This window comes from Aedoeadaptatus ivorii, from assembly GCF_900638585.1.
Classification (GTDB): domain Bacteria; phylum Bacillota; class Clostridia; order Tissierellales; family Peptoniphilaceae; genus Aedoeadaptatus; species Aedoeadaptatus ivorii.
This window is the reverse complement of sequence record NZ_LR134523.1, coordinates 328,500-345,650: the sequence shown is the minus strand read 5'-3', so window position 1 is coordinate 345,650 and position 17,151 is coordinate 328,500. Positions and strand designations below refer to the sequence as shown.

16 protein-coding genes and 2 tRNA genes are annotated in these 17,151 nt (G+C 54.8%); 3 read left to right on the top strand and 15 right to left on the bottom strand.

From position 1 onward, the window contains the following. The first annotated feature begins 35 nt into the window (after window positions 1-35). Window positions 36-599: a DUF937 domain-containing protein gene (locus tag EL294_RS01675; protein ID WP_126464803.1), complete on the top strand. Its 564-nt coding sequence runs from the start codon at window positions 36-38 to the stop codon at window positions 597-599. A gap of 30 nt (window positions 600-629) precedes the next feature. Here EL294_RS01675 and EL294_RS01670 read toward each other — a convergent pair whose 3' ends face one another. From EL294_RS01670 to EL294_RS01660, 3 genes are all read right to left on the bottom strand, one after another. Next, window positions 630-1,997, bottom strand: coding sequence for an MATE family efflux transporter (locus EL294_RS01670; protein WP_126464802.1), 1,368 nt, complete (start codon window positions 1,995-1,997; stop codon window positions 630-632). Between the two features lie 112 nt (window positions 1,998-2,109). Further along, on the bottom strand, window positions 2,110-6,000 hold the full coding sequence (locus EL294_RS01665; protein ID WP_126464801.1) for an FtsX-like permease family protein: 3,891 nt from the start codon (window positions 5,998-6,000) through the stop codon (window positions 2,110-2,112). Window position 6,001: 1 nt separating this feature from the next. After that, a complete protein-coding gene (locus EL294_RS01660; protein ID WP_126464800.1) occupies window positions 6,002-6,703 on the bottom strand; it encodes an ABC transporter ATP-binding protein in 702 nt (233 codons plus the stop codon). A gap of 108 nt (window positions 6,704-6,811) precedes the next feature. Here EL294_RS01660 and EL294_RS01655 point away from each other — a divergent pair, with 108 nt between their 5' ends. Beyond that, window positions 6,812-7,318, top strand: a complete 507-nt coding sequence (locus EL294_RS01655) for a hypothetical protein (protein WP_126464799.1) — start codon at window positions 6,812-6,814, stop codon at window positions 7,316-7,318. Between the two features lie 46 nt (window positions 7,319-7,364). Here EL294_RS01655 and EL294_RS01650 read toward each other — a convergent pair whose 3' ends face one another. The 4 genes from EL294_RS01650 to mscL form a co-directional block, all read right to left on the bottom strand. Further along, on the bottom strand, window positions 7,365-8,330 hold the full coding sequence (locus EL294_RS01650; RefSeq protein WP_126464798.1) for a resuscitation-promoting factor: 966 nt from the start codon (window positions 8,328-8,330) through the stop codon (window positions 7,365-7,367). A 193-nt stretch (window positions 8,331-8,523) separates the two neighbouring features. Continuing rightward, window positions 8,524-9,153, bottom strand: coding sequence for an NUDIX hydrolase (locus tag EL294_RS01645; protein WP_126464797.1), 630 nt, complete (start codon window positions 9,151-9,153; stop codon window positions 8,524-8,526). After that, on the bottom strand, window positions 9,146-10,267 hold the full coding sequence (locus tag EL294_RS01640; protein ID WP_126464796.1) for a patatin-like phospholipase family protein: 1,122 nt from the start codon (window positions 10,265-10,267) through the stop codon (window positions 9,146-9,148). Before EL294_RS01640 ends, EL294_RS01645 begins: the two co-directional genes overlap by 8 nt. Continuing rightward, the gene (mscL, locus tag EL294_RS01635) at window positions 10,267-10,722 is read right to left on the bottom strand and encodes a large conductance mechanosensitive channel protein MscL (RefSeq protein ID WP_126464795.1); all 456 of its coding nucleotides are present in this window, start codon (window positions 10,720-10,722) and stop codon (window positions 10,267-10,269) included. The genes EL294_RS01640 and mscL overlap by 1 nt, the downstream gene beginning before the upstream one ends. A gap of 51 nt (window positions 10,723-10,773) precedes the next feature. Here mscL and EL294_RS01630 point away from each other — a divergent pair, with 51 nt between their 5' ends. Continuing rightward, the gene (locus tag EL294_RS01630) at window positions 10,774-11,196 is read left to right on the top strand and encodes a deoxycytidylate deaminase (RefSeq protein ID WP_126464794.1); all 423 of its coding nucleotides are present in this window, start codon (window positions 10,774-10,776) and stop codon (window positions 11,194-11,196) included. On the opposite strand, the gene EL294_RS01625 is transcribed toward EL294_RS01630, so the two are convergent. The 8 genes from EL294_RS01625 to EL294_RS01590 form a co-directional block, all read right to left on the bottom strand. Next, on the bottom strand, window positions 11,193-11,771 hold the full coding sequence (locus EL294_RS01625; RefSeq protein ID WP_126464793.1) for a ribonuclease H1 domain-containing protein: 579 nt from the start codon (window positions 11,769-11,771) through the stop codon (window positions 11,193-11,195). The two genes, EL294_RS01630 and EL294_RS01625, sit on opposite strands and share 4 nt — an antisense overlap. Further along, entirely contained in the window at window positions 11,768-12,991 is a 1,224-nt protein-coding gene (gene larC / locus EL294_RS01620) for a nickel pincer cofactor biosynthesis protein LarC (RefSeq protein WP_126464792.1), read from the bottom strand. The genes EL294_RS01625 and larC overlap by 4 nt, the downstream gene beginning before the upstream one ends. After that, window positions 12,988-13,794: an ATP-dependent sacrificial sulfur transferase LarE gene (larE, locus tag EL294_RS01615; protein ID WP_126464791.1), complete on the bottom strand. Its 807-nt coding sequence runs from the start codon at window positions 13,792-13,794 to the stop codon at window positions 12,988-12,990. The genes larC and larE overlap by 4 nt, the downstream gene beginning before the upstream one ends. Window positions 13,795-13,848: 54 nt before the next feature. Then, window positions 13,849-14,829 carry a phosphate acetyltransferase gene (pta, locus tag EL294_RS01610; protein WP_126464790.1) on the bottom strand — a complete coding sequence of 327 codons (981 nt, stop codon included), beginning with the start codon at window positions 14,827-14,829 and terminating at the stop codon, window positions 13,849-13,851. Between the two features lie 186 nt (window positions 14,830-15,015). Then, window positions 15,016-15,092 (bottom strand) — tRNA-Pro (locus EL294_RS01605). Window positions 15,093-15,124: 32 nt separating this feature from the next. After that, window positions 15,125-15,201 (bottom strand) — tRNA-Pro (locus tag EL294_RS01600). Between the two features lie 207 nt (window positions 15,202-15,408). After that, window positions 15,409-16,281, bottom strand: a complete 873-nt coding sequence (locus EL294_RS01595; protein ID WP_126464789.1) for a DUF169 domain-containing protein — start codon at window positions 16,279-16,281, stop codon at window positions 15,409-15,411. 12 nt (window positions 16,282-16,293) lie between these two features. Next, a complete protein-coding gene (locus EL294_RS01590) occupies window positions 16,294-17,151 on the bottom strand; it encodes a MetQ/NlpA family ABC transporter substrate-binding protein (protein ID WP_126464788.1) in 858 nt (285 codons plus the stop codon).

Sequence of the window (17,151 nt, the reverse complement as noted above, 5' to 3'; positions counted from 1 at the left end):
AAGAACGACACAAGGCATATTTACGGGAGGTCTATATGGGCTTATTCGATCAACTGGGCAACGACGTGCTCAAGAACGAAAAAAATATCCAAAAACTCGGCGGCAAAAACTCCGAATCCATCGCACAGGCGGCCAAATTCGCCATTCCGGTGATCCTCTTCGGGCTCTGGCAAAAATCCAAAAGCGAAAACGCCCGCCCCAAATTGGAAGAGAAAATCGATCGCTACAAGGGCGAAGCCGTCTCCGGCGATGTGGGCGGCTATCTGGACCGCGTCGACCGCGCCGACGGACGGGAAATGCTCGACGAGGTCTTTGAAGGCAAACAGACCGATGTCGCCGAAGAGATCGCCAAAAAATCCGGCGCCTCCAAAGAAGAAGTAGATGCCGTCCTCGAGAAACTCTCCCCCGCCATCGCCGCCATGCTCGCGGAAGAAAAGGCGAAGGGCAAGGATCTCGAAACGGTCACCAAGCAAGAAATCGAAACCATAAAAGACGACGACGGCTTCGGCTTAGACGACGTGCTCCGCAGTTTGGGCGGCGGCCAAGGCGAAAACATCGTCGACTCCCTGGGTGGGGTCTTGGGCAAGTTTCTGAAATAAAAATAAGCATCGACAAAGTCGATGCTTATTTTATGCCTCCGGTTCCTCGATGGGCTCGAGATTTCGAATCTTCGCCTGATCGATCTTTCGCATAAAGAAAATCGCGATTCCCATGGTAAAGAGTTCCGCCGCCGGATAGGCGAACCACACATTGGCGAGCACGCCGGTTCGACTCAGCACAAAGACCAAAGGAATGATCAATACCAACTGGCGGATCAAGTTGACGATCATGCTGAGTATGCCGTTTCCTAAGGATTGGAATACGGCGGAGCTGATAATGCTGATGCCCGCAAAGATAAAGGAAAACGAAATAATCCGAAATGCCGTGACCCCGATCTCCAAGAGCTGTGGCGAGGGATCGAAAAAGCCAATCAGCTGCGGCGAGAAGAACTGGAATGCCAAAAATCCCAAGACCATAATCACCGTAGCCGCCTTATAGGCGATCCGTATTATCTCGTAGATCCGCGTGCGATACCCCGCGCCGTAATTGTAGGCGATCACGGGGATCATCCCGTTGTTTAGGCCGAAGATGGGCATAAACACGAAACTCTGTACCTTAAAATACACCCCGTAGGCGACGATGGCGGTGGAGCCGAAGACCGCGAGCATCGCGTTGATCAAAAACATCGAGAAGGAATTCACCGACATCATAATGGCGCTGGGAATCCCCACGGCGAGGATGCTCTTAATGATGTCTGCGTTTAGGCGAAAGCCCGGCTGCGCAAGTTCCAGCTCGGGGTTCTTTTTTACGTTCAGATAAAAGCCCAACAGGAGCGCGCTGATCTGGCTGCTCACTGTGGCGATGGCCGCCCCGTCGACGCCCATGGGCGAAAAGGGCCCGAGGCCGAAGATGAGAATCGGGTCGAGGACCATATTGAGCACGGCGCCGAAAATCTGCGTATACATACTCAAGACCGCCCGGCCCGTGGACTGCAAAAGCCGTTCCATATAGATCTGCCCGAACAGGCCGAAGCTGAACAAAAAGCAGATCCGCAGATAGCTCACCCCGTCGGCGTAGATCCCGGGATCGGCGGTCTGCATGCCGATCAATGAAGGCGCCACGGCGACGCCTCCCACCGCAAACAGCGCCGATGTCACGAGCATCAAAAAGGCGCCGGTCTGGGCGGTAAGATTCGCCTTTTTGACATTTCGCTCGCCCAAAGAGCGGGAAAGCAAGGCGTTCATCCCCACGCCGATCCCGATGGAAAGGGCATTGATCAACAGCTGCAGGGGAAAGGCCATCGAAACCGCCGCCAAGGCGTCCTCGCCGATGCGGGAGACCCAGACGCTGTCGACGATATTGTAGAGCGCCTGCACCAACATAGAAAGGGCGATCGGAAGCGACATCTGTATGAGGAGCCGGGGGATCGGCTCGTAACCCATTTTATTTTCTTTCATACACACCTTTCTTTCTTTTCGTTTCTTACGTTTCGATTCTTAGACAATAAAAAAGGGCGCATGGGCCCTTTTTCGGTCTAAACAGTATAGCATATTTTTACCCCGAAGGCAACTACTCTACGCCCTTGAGCGCCTCCACCATATCGATCTTCTGCAGTTTTCGGTGGAAGTAGAACATCAGCACCACGGAAATCGCCAGGGTGATGGCGACGGGAATCAAATAGTTCGCCGCGCCCAGCGCGGGGTCGAGCATGGCGCCGTCGGGCACGACGAGCGAGATCACCAGGGCGTGGAGGTATTTTCCCACCACACAGCCGACGAGGATGCCCACGGCGGTCAGCACCCCGGTCTCCCGGTAGATATAGGCGGTGACCTCTTCGGGATAAAAGCCCAATACCCGGATCGTCGAGATCTCCCGTCGTCGCTCCTGAATATTGATGCTCGTAAGCGTCGAGAGCACCACCACCGCGAGGGTGGAAGAGGCCACGAGGATGACCAACACGATAAAGCCGATATTGTCGGTCACCTGCTCGACGATATGCCGAATCCCCGACGTATCCAACAGCGCCGTCACCGAATCGTAGTCCCGGTAGCGGGCGATGTCCTTGCCCGCCGTATACACCAGATCCGTATTCGCCTTGTAGTCCGCGGCAAATACCCGCTCGTAGGTCGTGCGGTTCATATACATATAGTGGCCCGCGTAGCCTTCGGTGATGGCGGCGACGGAGATGTCGTGGAATCTGTCGTCCTCGTCTTTTACGCGGATCGAATCGCCGAGGGAAAGCTTCATGATCTTCGCAAGTTTTTCGGTGATGACCGCCCCGTCTGTCAAATCGACGGTCGCTTTGGTCTTGGGATCGCGGAGCACGACGACGTCTTCGAGCGCCGCTTCCGTTTCGGGCACGATCAAATTCACCGGTTGCGCAAGCCCCTCTGAATACGGAACGCGGAGGCGTACCAGCCGGCCCGTGGCGCGTCGCAGAATGTCCGGATCCTTTGCGATCTCTTGCTGATATGCGTCGTGATCCTCGGGCGAAAGCAGGGGCTCGTACAATAGGATGTGGTCGAAACGGGTAATCTCGCCAAACTGCTTATCCACCAGGCCGTCGACGGAGGTGCGGATGCCGAAGCCCAGCACCAATAGCGCCATACAGCCCATGACGCCGATCACGGTCATGGCCATGCGCTTTTTGTCGCGGAAGAGATTGCGCGAGGTGACCTTTTGCAAAAAGGTCATGCGCGCCCACAGCGGCCGAATGCGCTCGAGGAAGATCCGCGTGCCCTTTGCCGGTTGCTTAGGCAAAAGCAGCGTGGCGGTGCGCTCGGTAAGGCTGCCCCGCACGCTCAAAAAGGCGATCAGTCCCGTGGCGAGGATGCCCGCCGCGATCGCGAGGACGATGTGTAGGGGATAGAGCCCCATCGACAGGACGAAGAAGGCACCGCCGCTGAAGTAGGCGTCGGCGATCACGCGGCTTAAGAAGAAGTTCCCCGCCAGCGCCCCGGGTATGCCGCCCAACAGCGCCGCCAAGGATCCGAATTTAACGTATTTTGCGGCGATGTCCATATTGCCGTAGCCCAACGCCTTATAGGTGCCGATCTGAATGCGCTGCTCCTCGACCATGCGATTGGTCACCGTCGATGCGAGCAAGAGGGCGATGGCAAACAGAAACACGGGAAAGATCCCCGCGAGCAGATCGATCCGCTTGGCGTAGTCGAGGAAGGTATAGACCTTCGTCTCTTCGTTCGCCGGCGTAATCGTATAGGTGGGCTTGCGCAGGACCGTCAATAGTTCCTCGGCCCGGTCCAAATCCTCCGCGCCTTCTTTCAGTTCTCGCAAGGCTTCGGGCTCTCTCTCGGCGTATTCCCTGCGCGCCGCCTCCAGATCCGCACGGCCCTGCCAGAGCTCTTTCGCCGCGGCGTCGAGCTCCGCGGCGCCCGTCCTGCGCTTCTCTTCCAGTTCCGATGCGCCGGCGGCGCATTCCGCTTCGCCCCGCCCCAACGCCTCTTTGACGAGGATCAGCTGTGCCTTGCCCGCACGGATCTCTTCTTCCCGCGATGCGAGCGCCGCCTTGTTGCGCGCGAGTTCCGCTTCTGCGGCTTCGATCTCTTGAAGCGCGCCCTCTCCCTGGGTGCGCTTTGTCTCGAGTTCGCGCTTTTTCTCTTCGAGGAGGCGGGCTTTTTCTTCGAGTTCGGCTTTGGCGCGTGCCAGCTCGTCTTTTTGCGCGGCGAGTTCGCGCTCGTAGGCGGCGTTTTTTTCCCGCGCCGCTTTCGAAATCTCCCGCCGCTTTCGTTCCGCGGCCTTCTGTGCGGCGATCTTCTCTTCGAGGGTGCGGATGCGCGCCTCATCTTTTGCAAGCTGTTGTTGGGCCGCCGCATAGGCCGATTCCGCCGCTTCGGCGTCTTTTTTCGCCTGTGCATATTCCGGTGCACGCGGGTGGTTCTTCGCCGCATCCCGCTCGTCGGCGAGGGCGTCGCGCTTCTTCACAAGGGCCGCCCGTTCCCCTTCCAGAGCCCGAAGTTTTTCTTCGATCTCTTCTCCTTCTGCGGGCGCGGTTTCCCGTAAGCGGGCGATATCCGCATCGGCTTGCGCGATCTGTTTTTCGAGGGCGGCGATGTGCCCCGCCGCCGCTTCGGCATCCGCTATCCCGATCTCCTCGGCGAGGGCGTCGCGCATTTGGCGACGGCGATCCCGCTCCGCCTCGAGCGCACGAAGATTCGATTCCGCGGCAGGAAGGGCGTCGGCAATCTCTTTGCTCTCGCGCTGAAACGCGGCGACTTCGGCTTCGGTATAGGGAAGCGGCGGCATCGGATCCGCCGGCGCGGGCGATGTTTCCAGTTTCTTTCGCGCTTCGGCGAGGAGCGCCTCCTCTTCTTTGAGCGCACGAAAGGCGTCCTCGATCCCCGAAAGCCCCGCTATGGCCGTACCTCGCGAGTCGGCGAGTTCCGCCGCGGCGGCTTCCCAGCGACTCTTGCCGTCGAGGAGCGCCCGTTCGCCCACGCTTAAGCGATCCTCTTGAAAGAGAATGCTCTTTCGCGCCTGCCGCAGGGAATCGAGCGATGCCGCGAGGGTCTTTTCCCCTTCGGCAATGCCCTCCGCGTACGCGCGCCGGCCGTCTTCGAGTTCTTTTTCTCCGTGGGCGACTTGCGCCGCAGCGTCTTGTATCTCTTTCTTTCCGTCTTCGAGCTCGCGATAGCCCTCGTCGATTTCGTCTCTGCCTTGGGCGATGTCTGCGCGCTTTTCATCGAGCTCTGCCGACAGCCGCGCCTCGGGTCGATCGCGAAAGATCTCTTCGAATCCCTTGCGGTGGGAGGCGTTTTTCTCGCTATATTCCGCACTGCCTACGGCGACGCCTTCGAGGTCCTTAAACTGAAAATGCGCGTCGGTAATGGTGGGATCGCGAAAATCAAGGGGCGGAATATAGGCAAAGCCGTCGATCTTATCGCCCTTTTGCGTGGTGCCCTTTTCCGACTCGTCGAGATACTCCGCGCTCGTCGCAAAACCCGTCACCGTAAAATCGTAGCGATTCAGTACGGGCGGCGCATCGGGATCCAGCGGGTCTTCTTCCCGCACAAAGTGCAGCTTCTCGCCGATCGCGTAGGTATCCTTCAAGCTTCGGTCCAACAAAATCTCCCCGGGCGAGATCGGCGCCTTGCCCTCTACAATCACCGGTCGGGTGATGCGCCGCGGCATACTGGATACGTCTAATGTCTTTCTGCCGTCGGTCTGCAAAAAGGCGCGGTGAAAGTATTCCGAATCCCGCACGCCCGTCAAGGCGTCGATCCGCTTTAAGTCTTCGTCTTCGAGTCCCGCTTTGACCGACAGCTTGAGGTCGTAGGCATTGCTCGCCTTTAGGGTGTCCGAAACGGTGCGCCGCATAATCGGCCCCGTTACGGTGAGCCCCACCAGCACGAATACGCCGATGGCGATCAGAGAAAACAGGGACAAAAACCGCAGTTTGCCGCCGGCGATCTCTCGCCAAAAATCTTTTTGTCTCGGTTTCATACTACCACTCGATTTCTTCTATCGGCGTCGGGTCTTCGTTGGTACGGACCCCCCGCACCCGGGCATCGGCGATCTCTACCACTCGATCCGCCGCCTTTGCGATGGCGCTGTTATGGGTGATGACCACCAGGGTGTGGTTTTCCCTGCGGCAGCTCTCCTCCAAAAGCAGCAGCACCTTCTTTCCCGTGTTGTAGTCCAATGCGCCGGTGGGCTCGTCGCAGAGGAGTAAATTCGGGTTTTTCCCCAGCGCCCGGGCAATGGCGACCCGCTGCTGTTCGCCGCCGGAAAGCTGCGACGGGAAATTGTTCATGCGGTGAGAAAGCCCCACCTTTTCCAGCACCTCGCGGGCATCCAGGGCGTCGTCTACAATGGCGTTGGCGAGCTCTACATTCTCCAGCGCCGTCAGATTGGGGATCAAGTTGTAAAACTGAAACACAAAACCCACTTCGTTTCTGCGGTAGCGGGTGCGCTCCCGGTCGGAATACTGCGCGATGTCCTTTCCGTCGACCAGCACCTGTCCACTGTCGTTGGTATCCATTCCCCCGAGGATATTTAAGATCGTGGACTTCCCCGCCCCCGACGGACCGAGGATCACGACAAACTCGCCCTTTTCGATCGAAAAGGAGATTTTGTCGTTTGCGACCGTGGCCGCCGGCCCCGATCCGTACACCTTGCTCGATTCGATAAATTCCACATATGCCATGTCATTCCTCCTCTTACGGCTCTTTAGGCTATTTTATCACATCCCGCACCGGCGGCGCGCTCTTCCGCAAAAGCCCGCCTTGGGGTACAATACAAAAAAGGAGGCAATATGAAACATCGATTTACCCTTTCGGAAGAAGATTACTTTCGCTACCAATGGTTTATGTTCTTAAACAACCCCGCCGCCAAGCGCACCATGCGCATTCAGCAGTTTTTGCCCATGGCGGTCTTTGTGGCGGTGGCGATCTTCTACCTCTTTACGGAAAAATCCATAAAAGACCTGCTCCCCTTGGCAGGCGTCCTCGTACTTTGGCCCTTTGTCTATGTGTTCTTTTTTAAGCGCAGCATGCGAAAAAAACTCAAATCGCTGATCGCCCGCATGAAAGACGATCTTCCCTTGGGCGAACATACCGTAACCATCGAAGACGGCGCCCTCGCAGACGGCGATGTGCGCTTCTCCTTCGACGAGATCCGCGGCATTTGCGAGGCGGATCGCCATTACTATATTTTTTACGGCGACCACCCCGCCGCCTATCTGCTGCCCAAAGAGGCGGCGGATGCACAGCTTGCGGCCCTCGCGGAACAGAAAAAGACCGATACGCCGCCATTTGTGTAACAGAAAAAAGGATGCAACCCATTACGGCTGCATCCTTTTTTTGTTGTCAATCTTCCAATACATATACGGTGACATTGCGGCGGCCGAAGCGATTCGCCTCGCCGCGGGTGTTGTAAAACAGGTCGATCCGATTGCCCTTGATCGCCCCGCCGGTGTCTTCCGCTACGGCAAAACCGTAGGTGGGGAAGCCGTCGGCGCTTTCGATATAGAGCTTGGTGCCCAAGGGAATGACGCGGGGGTCGACCGCCACGGCGCCTACGCGCGCTCTCGTGCCGGATGCGGTCATGCTGCCGGCGCTGGGGTCGTAGGCGGTGCCCTTCATGGTAATCTTACGGCTGTACTTCTTGCCGTGGATGGTGTTTTCGGGAACCTTGGTGCCCACTTCGACGATGCGATCTTGCTTTTCGGTCTTTACTGTAGAACCGATGACGATCCGGCTCGCTTCTTCGCCGTTTACGGTGCTTACCACGCGCGTCTCTTCGATCACGCCGGTGACGCCTTCTTGTACCACCTTTTCGGTGCCCTGCTCCAACTCGGGGTTTTCGCGGGTGATGGTTTCAAAGGGAATCTCGATCGTTTCGGTCACGGTCTTTTCCGCCGCGCGGTTGATGCGGAGCACTTCGCCGTCTTCGACGGTGCTGTCCAGAGGCGGGGTCACGCTGTCTCCTTCTTTCAATTCGATGGAGAGTTCGCGCAAAATGTCTTCCACGCGGTTGGAGGACACGGAGCGGACGTATTCTTCGGTGCCGTCTGCGATGGTGATCTCATATCCTCTCTTCAGCTCTACGCTGTCGCCTTCTTTCAAAGCGGTTTTGGAAGCGGGGAACGAAACGATGCCGCCGGTGGGGACGATGTCATTTTCTTGTAAGAATTCGCCGACGGTCGCGGCTTCGGTATTGTATTGTTTGGGCGCATCGCCGGCGGTCTTTACGGTTACGGTCTTTGCCTCGGCAAGACCTGCGGGCAACAAAAGGCTGAGCGCCAATGCGGAGGCTACGATGGACTTCTTCATCACGTTAAAACTCCTTTGTCATACTTCTATGGACTTTACGGTATAAATATTACAATTTGTAACTTTTTCTTCGATTCACGTGGGGTATCGTACCAAATCCATAGAACCAATACAACGGGTTTTTCGCAATGTAATGCTTTTGTAATTATCCGGACACAAAAAAATCCCCGCCTCTGCGGGGATGTCCGATGGCCTATAAGCCCTTGCGCAACAACCGCGCCACGCCGTACATGATTTTTGCCGTCATGCCCCAGACGATCTGTTCTTTTTCCCGCGCCTCCTTATAAAAGTAGATGCGGTCCTGTACGTTTCGAAAGGGCGCCACCGTGGTTTTGGGAATGAGCTCGTAGGGAAAGCCCTCGTCTTTGTCCTTTTTGAATTCGATGATATGCGCTTCCGGTTCCTGTTCGAGAAAAATCTTTAAGGGCACCGAAAATACATAGGCGACCTCCATCGGCTCGGGCTCGATCTCGTCGATCACCACGTCGTGGAGGATGCCGATAAAGCAGTGGACGGCCTTGCCCGTGCGCAGCACCAAATAATCCGCCTCGCCCAGAATCTCTATCTGCTCCTCGCGAATGCGAAGCTCCTCTACGGTCTCGCGGATGGCGGCTTCCTTAGGCGTCTCGCCCGCTTCGATCTTTCCGCCCGGCAGACTGACCTCGCCGGTGTGGTTTTTCAGCAAAATAGAGCGCTTTTCGAAGATGACGTGCGCCTCCCCGTCCACCTCCGCCAAAGCGACGAGCACCGCAAAGCGGTGGTCCAGATCCAAGGGACCCGGCTCGTGATGATTGAGTATATCTTGAATTTTTTCCTTATCCAATCGCCACCCTCTTTCCGCGAAACAACAGGTGCAGCACCCGCTCGAGCACGGTCTCCACCCGGGGGCTTATGCCCTCTTTCTCTTCCATCTCCCGAATCAACCCGTCGGCATGGTAAATGCGGTCGGGATCGAAATGCAGCTGCTGTGCCCGCGCTTCGATAAGCGCAAGATACAGCTGCTTATAGCTATACGCCTCGGGAAGCGCAAGCGACCGGGCGAGTTGGGGCCAGAGCGTCTCTACGATGCCCCGCTCCAAACTCCCTTTCTCCGCCACCAAATAGCGAAAGTCCTCCTTTCGGAAGAAAAATAGCTCCGATAGCCGCTGCATCGCCTCCGCTTCGTCGATGGGAAAAAAGGTATAATCCAAACCGTCGTAGCCGCCCAGTATCCGCTTGGCGTGGCGATATCCCGTACGCATGCGATCGGGCGCCAAAATCGGGTTAAAGTGCATGGTATCCGCCACCGGCCGGTCCGGCCCGATCACCGTCGCCCCTTCGGGGAAGCGGTCCTCCGCCTTGGGAGGATTGGTGCGTAGGATGATCGGATCCAGTCCCCGGGCGAGGACCATCTCGTAGGGGAGGTTATTGCCGATCCCGCCGTCTACATACAGATTGCCGTCGATCTTTATGGGACTGAACACGGGATAGCAGCAGCTGGCGAGGATGTATTTCCCCAGCTGCCCCCGGGGAATGTCGTCGAGGTACAAAAACTTGGTCTTGCCCTCGGTCAGGCTGTAGACCACCAATCCGTAATCGACTTCTGCGGCGCGGATCGTATCTTCGTCGATATGGCGGTGGATCAGCTCTCGAAGGGGCCGAATGTCCATGCGCGAGGCGGCGCGGGCGGTGCGGGCGAGCTGGATCGGATCGTATATATTTCCCCGCCACACTGCCAAGGATTCCATCAGATCCCGACTTTCGTCAAAGGTACTCATAGACCACACCTTCACCAGCACGTCGGTATTTCCCTGAACGACAAAGGCGCCATTTAAGGCGCCCATAGACGTGCCTACCACGAGGCGTATGTCTTTGTTCTCTTCCTGCAAAGCCATATAGCTTCCCAGTTGGTAACTGCCCTTGGCGCCGCCTCCTTCGAGTACGAGGCCGTATGGCATCAGACAGCCTCCAGATCTGCCGTACAGTGGGGGCACTTCGTCGCGTCGATGTGTACTTCTTCTTTACAGAAGGGGCACACTTTCGTAGCCGCGGGTTCGTCTTCCTTCTTGGAGAAGCGTCCCTTGATCTTGGTGATTTGTTTTAAGATCATAAAAATGACGAAGGCGATGATCAGAAAATCGATGATATTTTGAATAAAATTCCCGTATGCCAAAAGGGGTGCGCCGGATTCTGCCGCCGCTACCGGATCCGAATAGCTCTTTCCGTCCAGTGCTACGTACATCTTCGTCAGATCGACGCCGCCCAATGCGAGGCCGATCAACGGCATCAGAATGTCGTTTACCAGCGATGCGACGATCTTTCCGAAGGCACCGCCGATGATGACACCGACGGCCATGTCGACGACATTGCCTTGGGCGATAAACTCTTTAAATTCGTTTAAGGTATTTTTCATCCTCTCTCCTTTCATCCTCCCGTGGTATACTTAGCCAAAGGAGGTTTTGTTTTGAGAAAATCTTGGGATACTTACTTTATGGAAATTACGGAGATGGTCGCAAGCCGTTCTACCTGCGATCGCGCCTTCGTCGGTTGCGTGCTGGTCAACCGCGACCACCGCATTGTCTCCACGGGCTACAACGGTTCCGTTGCGGGAAACCCCCATTGCGACGAGATCGGACATACCATGCGCGACGGCCACTGTATCGCCACGATCCACGCCGAGATAAACGCATTGCTATACTGCGCCAAAGAGGGAATTTCCACGAAGGGAACTATTTGTTATGTTACCCATTTTCCCTGTCTAAACTGCACAAAAGCGTTGATTCAGGCGGGAATCGACGAAATCGTCTACCGCCATGCCTATCGCGTCGACGAATACGCCGTGCACCTGCTTACAAAAAACGGCATCCCCATGCGTCAGTTGCCCTAAAACTCCGCCGCCTTGGCGAGGGCATCGGCGCGTTCGTTTTCTTCGACGCCCGTATGGGCCGCCACTTTGACGAAGCGCACGGACAACGCGTCTTTTACGGAATCGTAGAATGTCTTGTATTCTGCGGTTCCTTTTTTGTTGCGCTTCCATTCCCCCTTCGCCCAGTGCTCGATCCCGGCATAGTCGTAGTGGAGGATCAGCCGGTCATATCCTAAGGCGATCGCCTCTTCCATCGCCTTGCGCGCGCCCAGTATCTCGCCGGCGACATTGCGCATCTCCGCCATCTCTCCGGAAAAACGGCGGCTGTATTCGCGCCGCATCTCGCCGTCTAAGAGCACCACGCCGTAGCTGTAACTCTTGTCCGCATGGCGATAGGAGCCGTCTACATAGGCGATCAGGCCGTCGTCTTGTGTCGGCGCATCCGCGGGCGAAAGAAAGGCCTCCGCCTCGGCGCGCGTGGCAAAGGACTTATACACCGCGCCCTTTACCCCGTGCACCTGCGCCTTGCAGCTGTCCCAGTCTTCGTAAATGCCCGGCGTCTTGCCCTTGCGAACGGCATAAAACTTCTTTTTCATCGCCGTCTCTCCCACAGGCCGTAGGCAGCGCGCAGACTGATGTCTTCCTCGGTCGCCAGAGCGCGCAGATCCTCGTATTCGGGGCTCGCCTTTTTTCGATCGCCGTAGCGGGCGGTCTTGGTCCGCACCGCCCACGTGCCGATCGTACCGCTTTCGACGGTGCGGGCGAGTTCGATCTTTTCTAGCGGAATTTCCTTAATCCCCAAAGTGGTGGTATGCGTAAATAGGATTTCCTTCAGCGCTTCGGCATCGGCGCGCGCCCCCAATACGTCGATCCGCTGGCCCGGCCGATTCTTCTTCATATAGATGGGCGTAAAGGTCACGTCCTTTGCACCGGCTTCGAACAGTTTCTCCATGCAAAAGCCCAGTTCCTCGCCGGTCATATCGTCGATATTGCAGCTGTACCAGATCGGCGCCTCCGCTTCCTCTGTTTCCAAAAGAAGCACCCGGAGCACATTGGCCCAGGCGCCGTCCTTGGTGCCTGCGCCATACGCGCTCTTTAGAATCCGCCCTTCGGGCATGGGCCGATATTGCGCGCCGATCCCCTTTAAGATCGCAGCCCCCGTCGGCGTGGTCAGTTCCGTCTCTACGGGCATGCCGCCCAAAGGCGCGTTCAAATCGGCGAGGATCTTCGCCGTGGCGGGCGCGGGCAGTGGGTAGTTGCCGTGGGCGCAATGCACCGTGCCGAAGCCGGCGTTGATCTTTCCCACGTAGATCTCTTCCACATCCCATGCAAAGGTAAAATACGCCGCCCCCAACACGTCGACGATGGCGTCGGTTTCGCCCACTTCGTGGAAGTGCACATCGGCAAGGCATTTGCCGTGAATCGCCGCCTCCGCCCGCGCGAGGGGCATATAGATCGCCTTGGCGAGGATCTTGACCTCGTCGTCAAAGGCGCTTTTGTCGATACAGTCCATCACATCGGCGAGCGTCCGGTGGCCGCCGTGGGTATGATTGTGCGTATGCCCGTGTTCGTGTTCGTGATGGTGCGCGTGCTCGTGTTCATGGGCCCGGAGCTTCTCTTCTTCGCCTTTGAGATTGAAATAGGTGGCGCGAATGCCCTTCCGGTCGACCTTTTTCAGGAGAATGTCCTCCACGGTGACCCCGAGGGGCGCAATTCCCTCTAAAAACGGGCCGATCTCCGCCCCCATATCCAACAGGGCGCCGATATACATATTGCCGCTGATCCCGCTAAAGGGATCGATATACAGCGCTCTCATCGCCGCTCCAATACGGCGGTGCCGGAACCGGAGCGAAAGCCCAACACATCTAAAGCGGTGTATAAAATCCCCAGATCCCGAAAATAGGCCGCGACGTCGCGGCTATGGCGCGTCAAAAACTTCTCGAAGTCCTCTTCGGGAATCTCTACCCGCCCCACCACGCCGTGAAGGCGCAGTCGGCAGGTCAAATAGCCCAACTCGTGCAGATACGCCTCGCCTTTTTCTACCTTTTCGAGGTCTTCCTCGCGAATCGGGGTGCCGTAGGGAATGCGCGTGGCGAGACACGCCTGCGAAGGCTTATTCCACGTCGGCAAATCATAGACCGACTTCGACAGTTTTCGGATATCCGCCTTCGAAAGGCCCGCTTCCCGGAAGGGACTGCGTATATCGAGTTCCGAAAGCGCCTCGACCCCCGGGCGGTATTCCCCGAGATCGTCCGTATTTGTACCGTCTAAGATCACCGAGATCCCCTTCTTCTCGGCATACGCCCGCAACTGTGCAAAAATGACGCGTTTGCAGAAATAGCAGCGACGCTCGTCGTTTCTCAAAATCTCCTCTTTGTCGGCGATATCGACCTCGAGCACCTTCACCGTCCAGCCGCGCATCTGCGCAAGCACATAGGCGTCAAAGCGCTCCCGCTTGGGATGCAGCGCCGTCTCCACATAGATGCCGAGCACATTCTCCGCGCCCAATGCGTCTACGCAGGCGGCCATCAAAAAGGACGAGTCCACCCCGCCGGAATAGGCGACGGCGACGCGCTCTTCTTTTTTCAGGATTTCCTGTAATCGTTCAAATCCGTCCATAAGTCTTCCTTCTCTTTTTTATCCTAGAAAAAAAGGCCCTTGCGGGCGCTTTTTTTACTCTTTTCCGAGGCAGGCCTGTACAGCGGTAATCAATGCCAATTGGTAGGTTTCTTCTTTGTTGCAGCCACGGCTCAAGTCGTTAACCGGCATATTGAGACCTTGCAGGATCGGGCCGATGGCCGTAAATCCGCCGAGTCTTTGGGCGATCTTGTAGCCGATATTTCCGCATTCCAAGTTCGGGAAGATAAAGGCATTGGCTTGGCCGGCAACTTCGGAGCCCGGCGCCTTCTTCTTGGCGACTTCGGGGTCGATGGCGGCGTCAAATTGCAGCTCGCCGTCTACATTGATTTCGGGATGGCTTTCGTTGACCAAATAGGTCGCAACTTCTACCTTCTTTACGCTGTCGCCCTTGGCGGAACCCTTCGTGGAGAAGGACAGCATGGCGAGTTTGGGATCGAAGCCGAATTGTTTTGCGGTTTCGTGGGTGGAAACGGCGACTTCCGCCAAAGTGGGCGCGTCCATTTCCGTGTTGATGGCACAGTCAGCCATAAGGTATCTTTCGTCTCCGCGCAGGAGGATAAACAGACCCGATACACGGCTTACGCCTTTTTTGGTCTTAATGATTTGCAGCGCCGGCAAAATGGTTTGGCCCGTGGTGTGAACGGCACCGGAAACCATACCGTCGGCATAGCCCGCATACACCATCATCGTACCCAGGTAGTTGGGGTCGTGCAATTGTGCGCGCGCACGGGTCTCGTCGATCTTGCCCTTGCGTCGTTCTACGAACTTTTCGACGAGTTCGTCGATGTGTTCATATTGACCGATTTCTACGATTTCCAGACCCGAAATGTCGATGCCTTCGCGCTCTGCGGTGGCTTCGATCTCGTTCTTAAAGCCCAATACGATGGGGTGGATCAGACCTTCTTTTTGGTGCTCTGCAGCGGCCCAAAGAATTCTGGGATCTTGCCCTTCCGGGAAGACGACTCGGATATCGCGACATTTGAGGCGGTCGCGCAGATCTTGCATAAAATCCATTTTACATTCCTTTCTGACATTACTGACTATACCTTTTTTCCGTACATTGGCCTGATCGCATAGGCGATCACAGTCATAGATAAATATACCACATGAACCACGGAGTGACAAAATCGGTATTTTCTTGACAATCTATTTTTCAGAAAAAATCGCACAAAAAAATCCGCAGCTACAACTGCGGATTTTTGGTCGGAGTGAAAGGATTTGAACCTTCGACCTCATGCTCCCGAAGCATGCGCGCTACCAAACTGCGCTACACCCCGTAATAGAATCGATGCCCGACAGAGGTTTCCCTTGGTCGGGGTGACAGGATTTGAACCTGCGACCCCATGGTCCCAAACCATGTGCGCTACCAAACTGCGCTACACCCCGTCTTTACCTTATCCATTATACAGGCTTCATATGATTTTTACAAGAACTTTTTATGATTATCAGCAAACTCCTATTGTTTTTCGAAAGAAGAATTTTCACTCTAGCGATTACTCTAACATATGCATCGCTACGAATTCAAATTTATTTTCGATGATTGATCCATAATAAAAGGCCGCCGAAAATCGGCGACCTTTTATTATGGTGAGCTCATTTATTTTTAGGATCGTAAATATCGTCAAATAACTCTTCCTCTGCACTAGTCTTTTTAAGGCCATCTTTAAAATAATTGAAATCTCTTTCAAAAAAAGGAACATTGTACCCCGTATCCTTAACCACAGGAAATTCATCGGTGGCTTCGGCAATCTCTGTTTTCCGCTCGTTGTTTTCTACGGCGGTAGCAGTCATCCCTACACCTTCTACTAGACCTTCAAATTTATTATACACAATGCCCATGGCCAAACCATCGCCGTGTTCTCCGCCAATCCCGCTCATTCTCGCGCCCTTACACAACATAGTAAGATTCATATCATTGTATACATATGGCGTCGCGGTGGCTTCACTGCATATCGCCTGATTTCCCATCATCTTCAAATTCTTGCAGACACCAAAAGAATAGGTATAACCCTGTACTAATCGCATAATTTGACGATTGTTTCCGATGATAATAATAACATCGGGTTGTTGATCAAATTTTTCTAATGGACTGATCCGAATACCATGAATATGATGATCACATCGCGTTATCGCATTGCTGACCTCTCGAGAGATGGCCATATCTTTATAAAGACCTCTAGGATAAAAAAACCTGCCAGATGTATAGTATTCATCGACACCTACTATTCCCAAAGAACGTGCAGCGCCAAAACAGCCAAAGTTATCAAAGTCGGCCTTGATGCTCTCCCCTCTCGAAGCGCGGTAAACCATTTTGCAATAAGTGGACTTATTTTCCATTCTCTCCACATTAGCTGCTTCAAATTCTCTTTCAGTAAACAGAAATTTTATACCGACTATCTTTGCCTCAAGGTTCAGAATGTCTTGCAGTAATTTCGCTCTGTCTTGTAGATATGTTGCATCAAACATATTTATACCCAGTTATTCCGCTTTGTTCTTTGCAAAGAACGCATCTGCATCTTCTAGAAGAAAAGCCGTGCCTTCCAATTCTTCCATAAGTTTTTTCTTGTTTTCCTCTGTATGCCCGACTTCTACGGCCTTCTTGACCCATCCTTTATACTGATCATCCGCATTCACGATTAAACCGTCTTTTTGCAAATCTTCCTGATTCGGTAATGCCAAGAAGGACATCGGATCTCCGCCTGCTTCTTTGATCAGGATGGCAGAAGTTACTACACCGTCTACATCTTTCATATTCTTTGCAATCATGGTGAGATCCATTTGCATAAATTTCAGATTTTTATCGTTTTTCGTAATGTCTAAGGTTGTATAAACATTACCGCTTCCCGGCTTTTCACTCAAGTCGATCAATCCGGAGTTTTGGAGCAACTTCAAGGCATTATTAACATTGGTCGGGTCATTAGCAATGGCGATTTTCGCCCCATCGGGGAACTCTTCCGTCGACTTATATTTTTCCGAATACAGTCCCGAAAAGTGGGAATACAACTTGTCGACCATTACGAGATTTGTGTTGTTCTCTTTATTATAGGTGGCCAGCCATTTGTCGCCGTTTCCGATAATGCCGTCGAGTTCTTTAGCGTTCAATGCCTCAGCAGGCATATTATTTCCGTCGAACAGCACAATCTCCACATCATATTCATCAGCTAGAGAGTCCTTCAATATGTTCGGCAATTGTGTCGTGGAGGGAAAGGTTCCAATCTTAATCGCTTCCTTACCTCCTTTTCCCTTCGCTGCTTGATCACCAGAACAGGCGACAAGTCCCACGGCAAACGTTAAACATAGAGTCGCTGCCAATATTTTCTTTACAACTGATTTCAT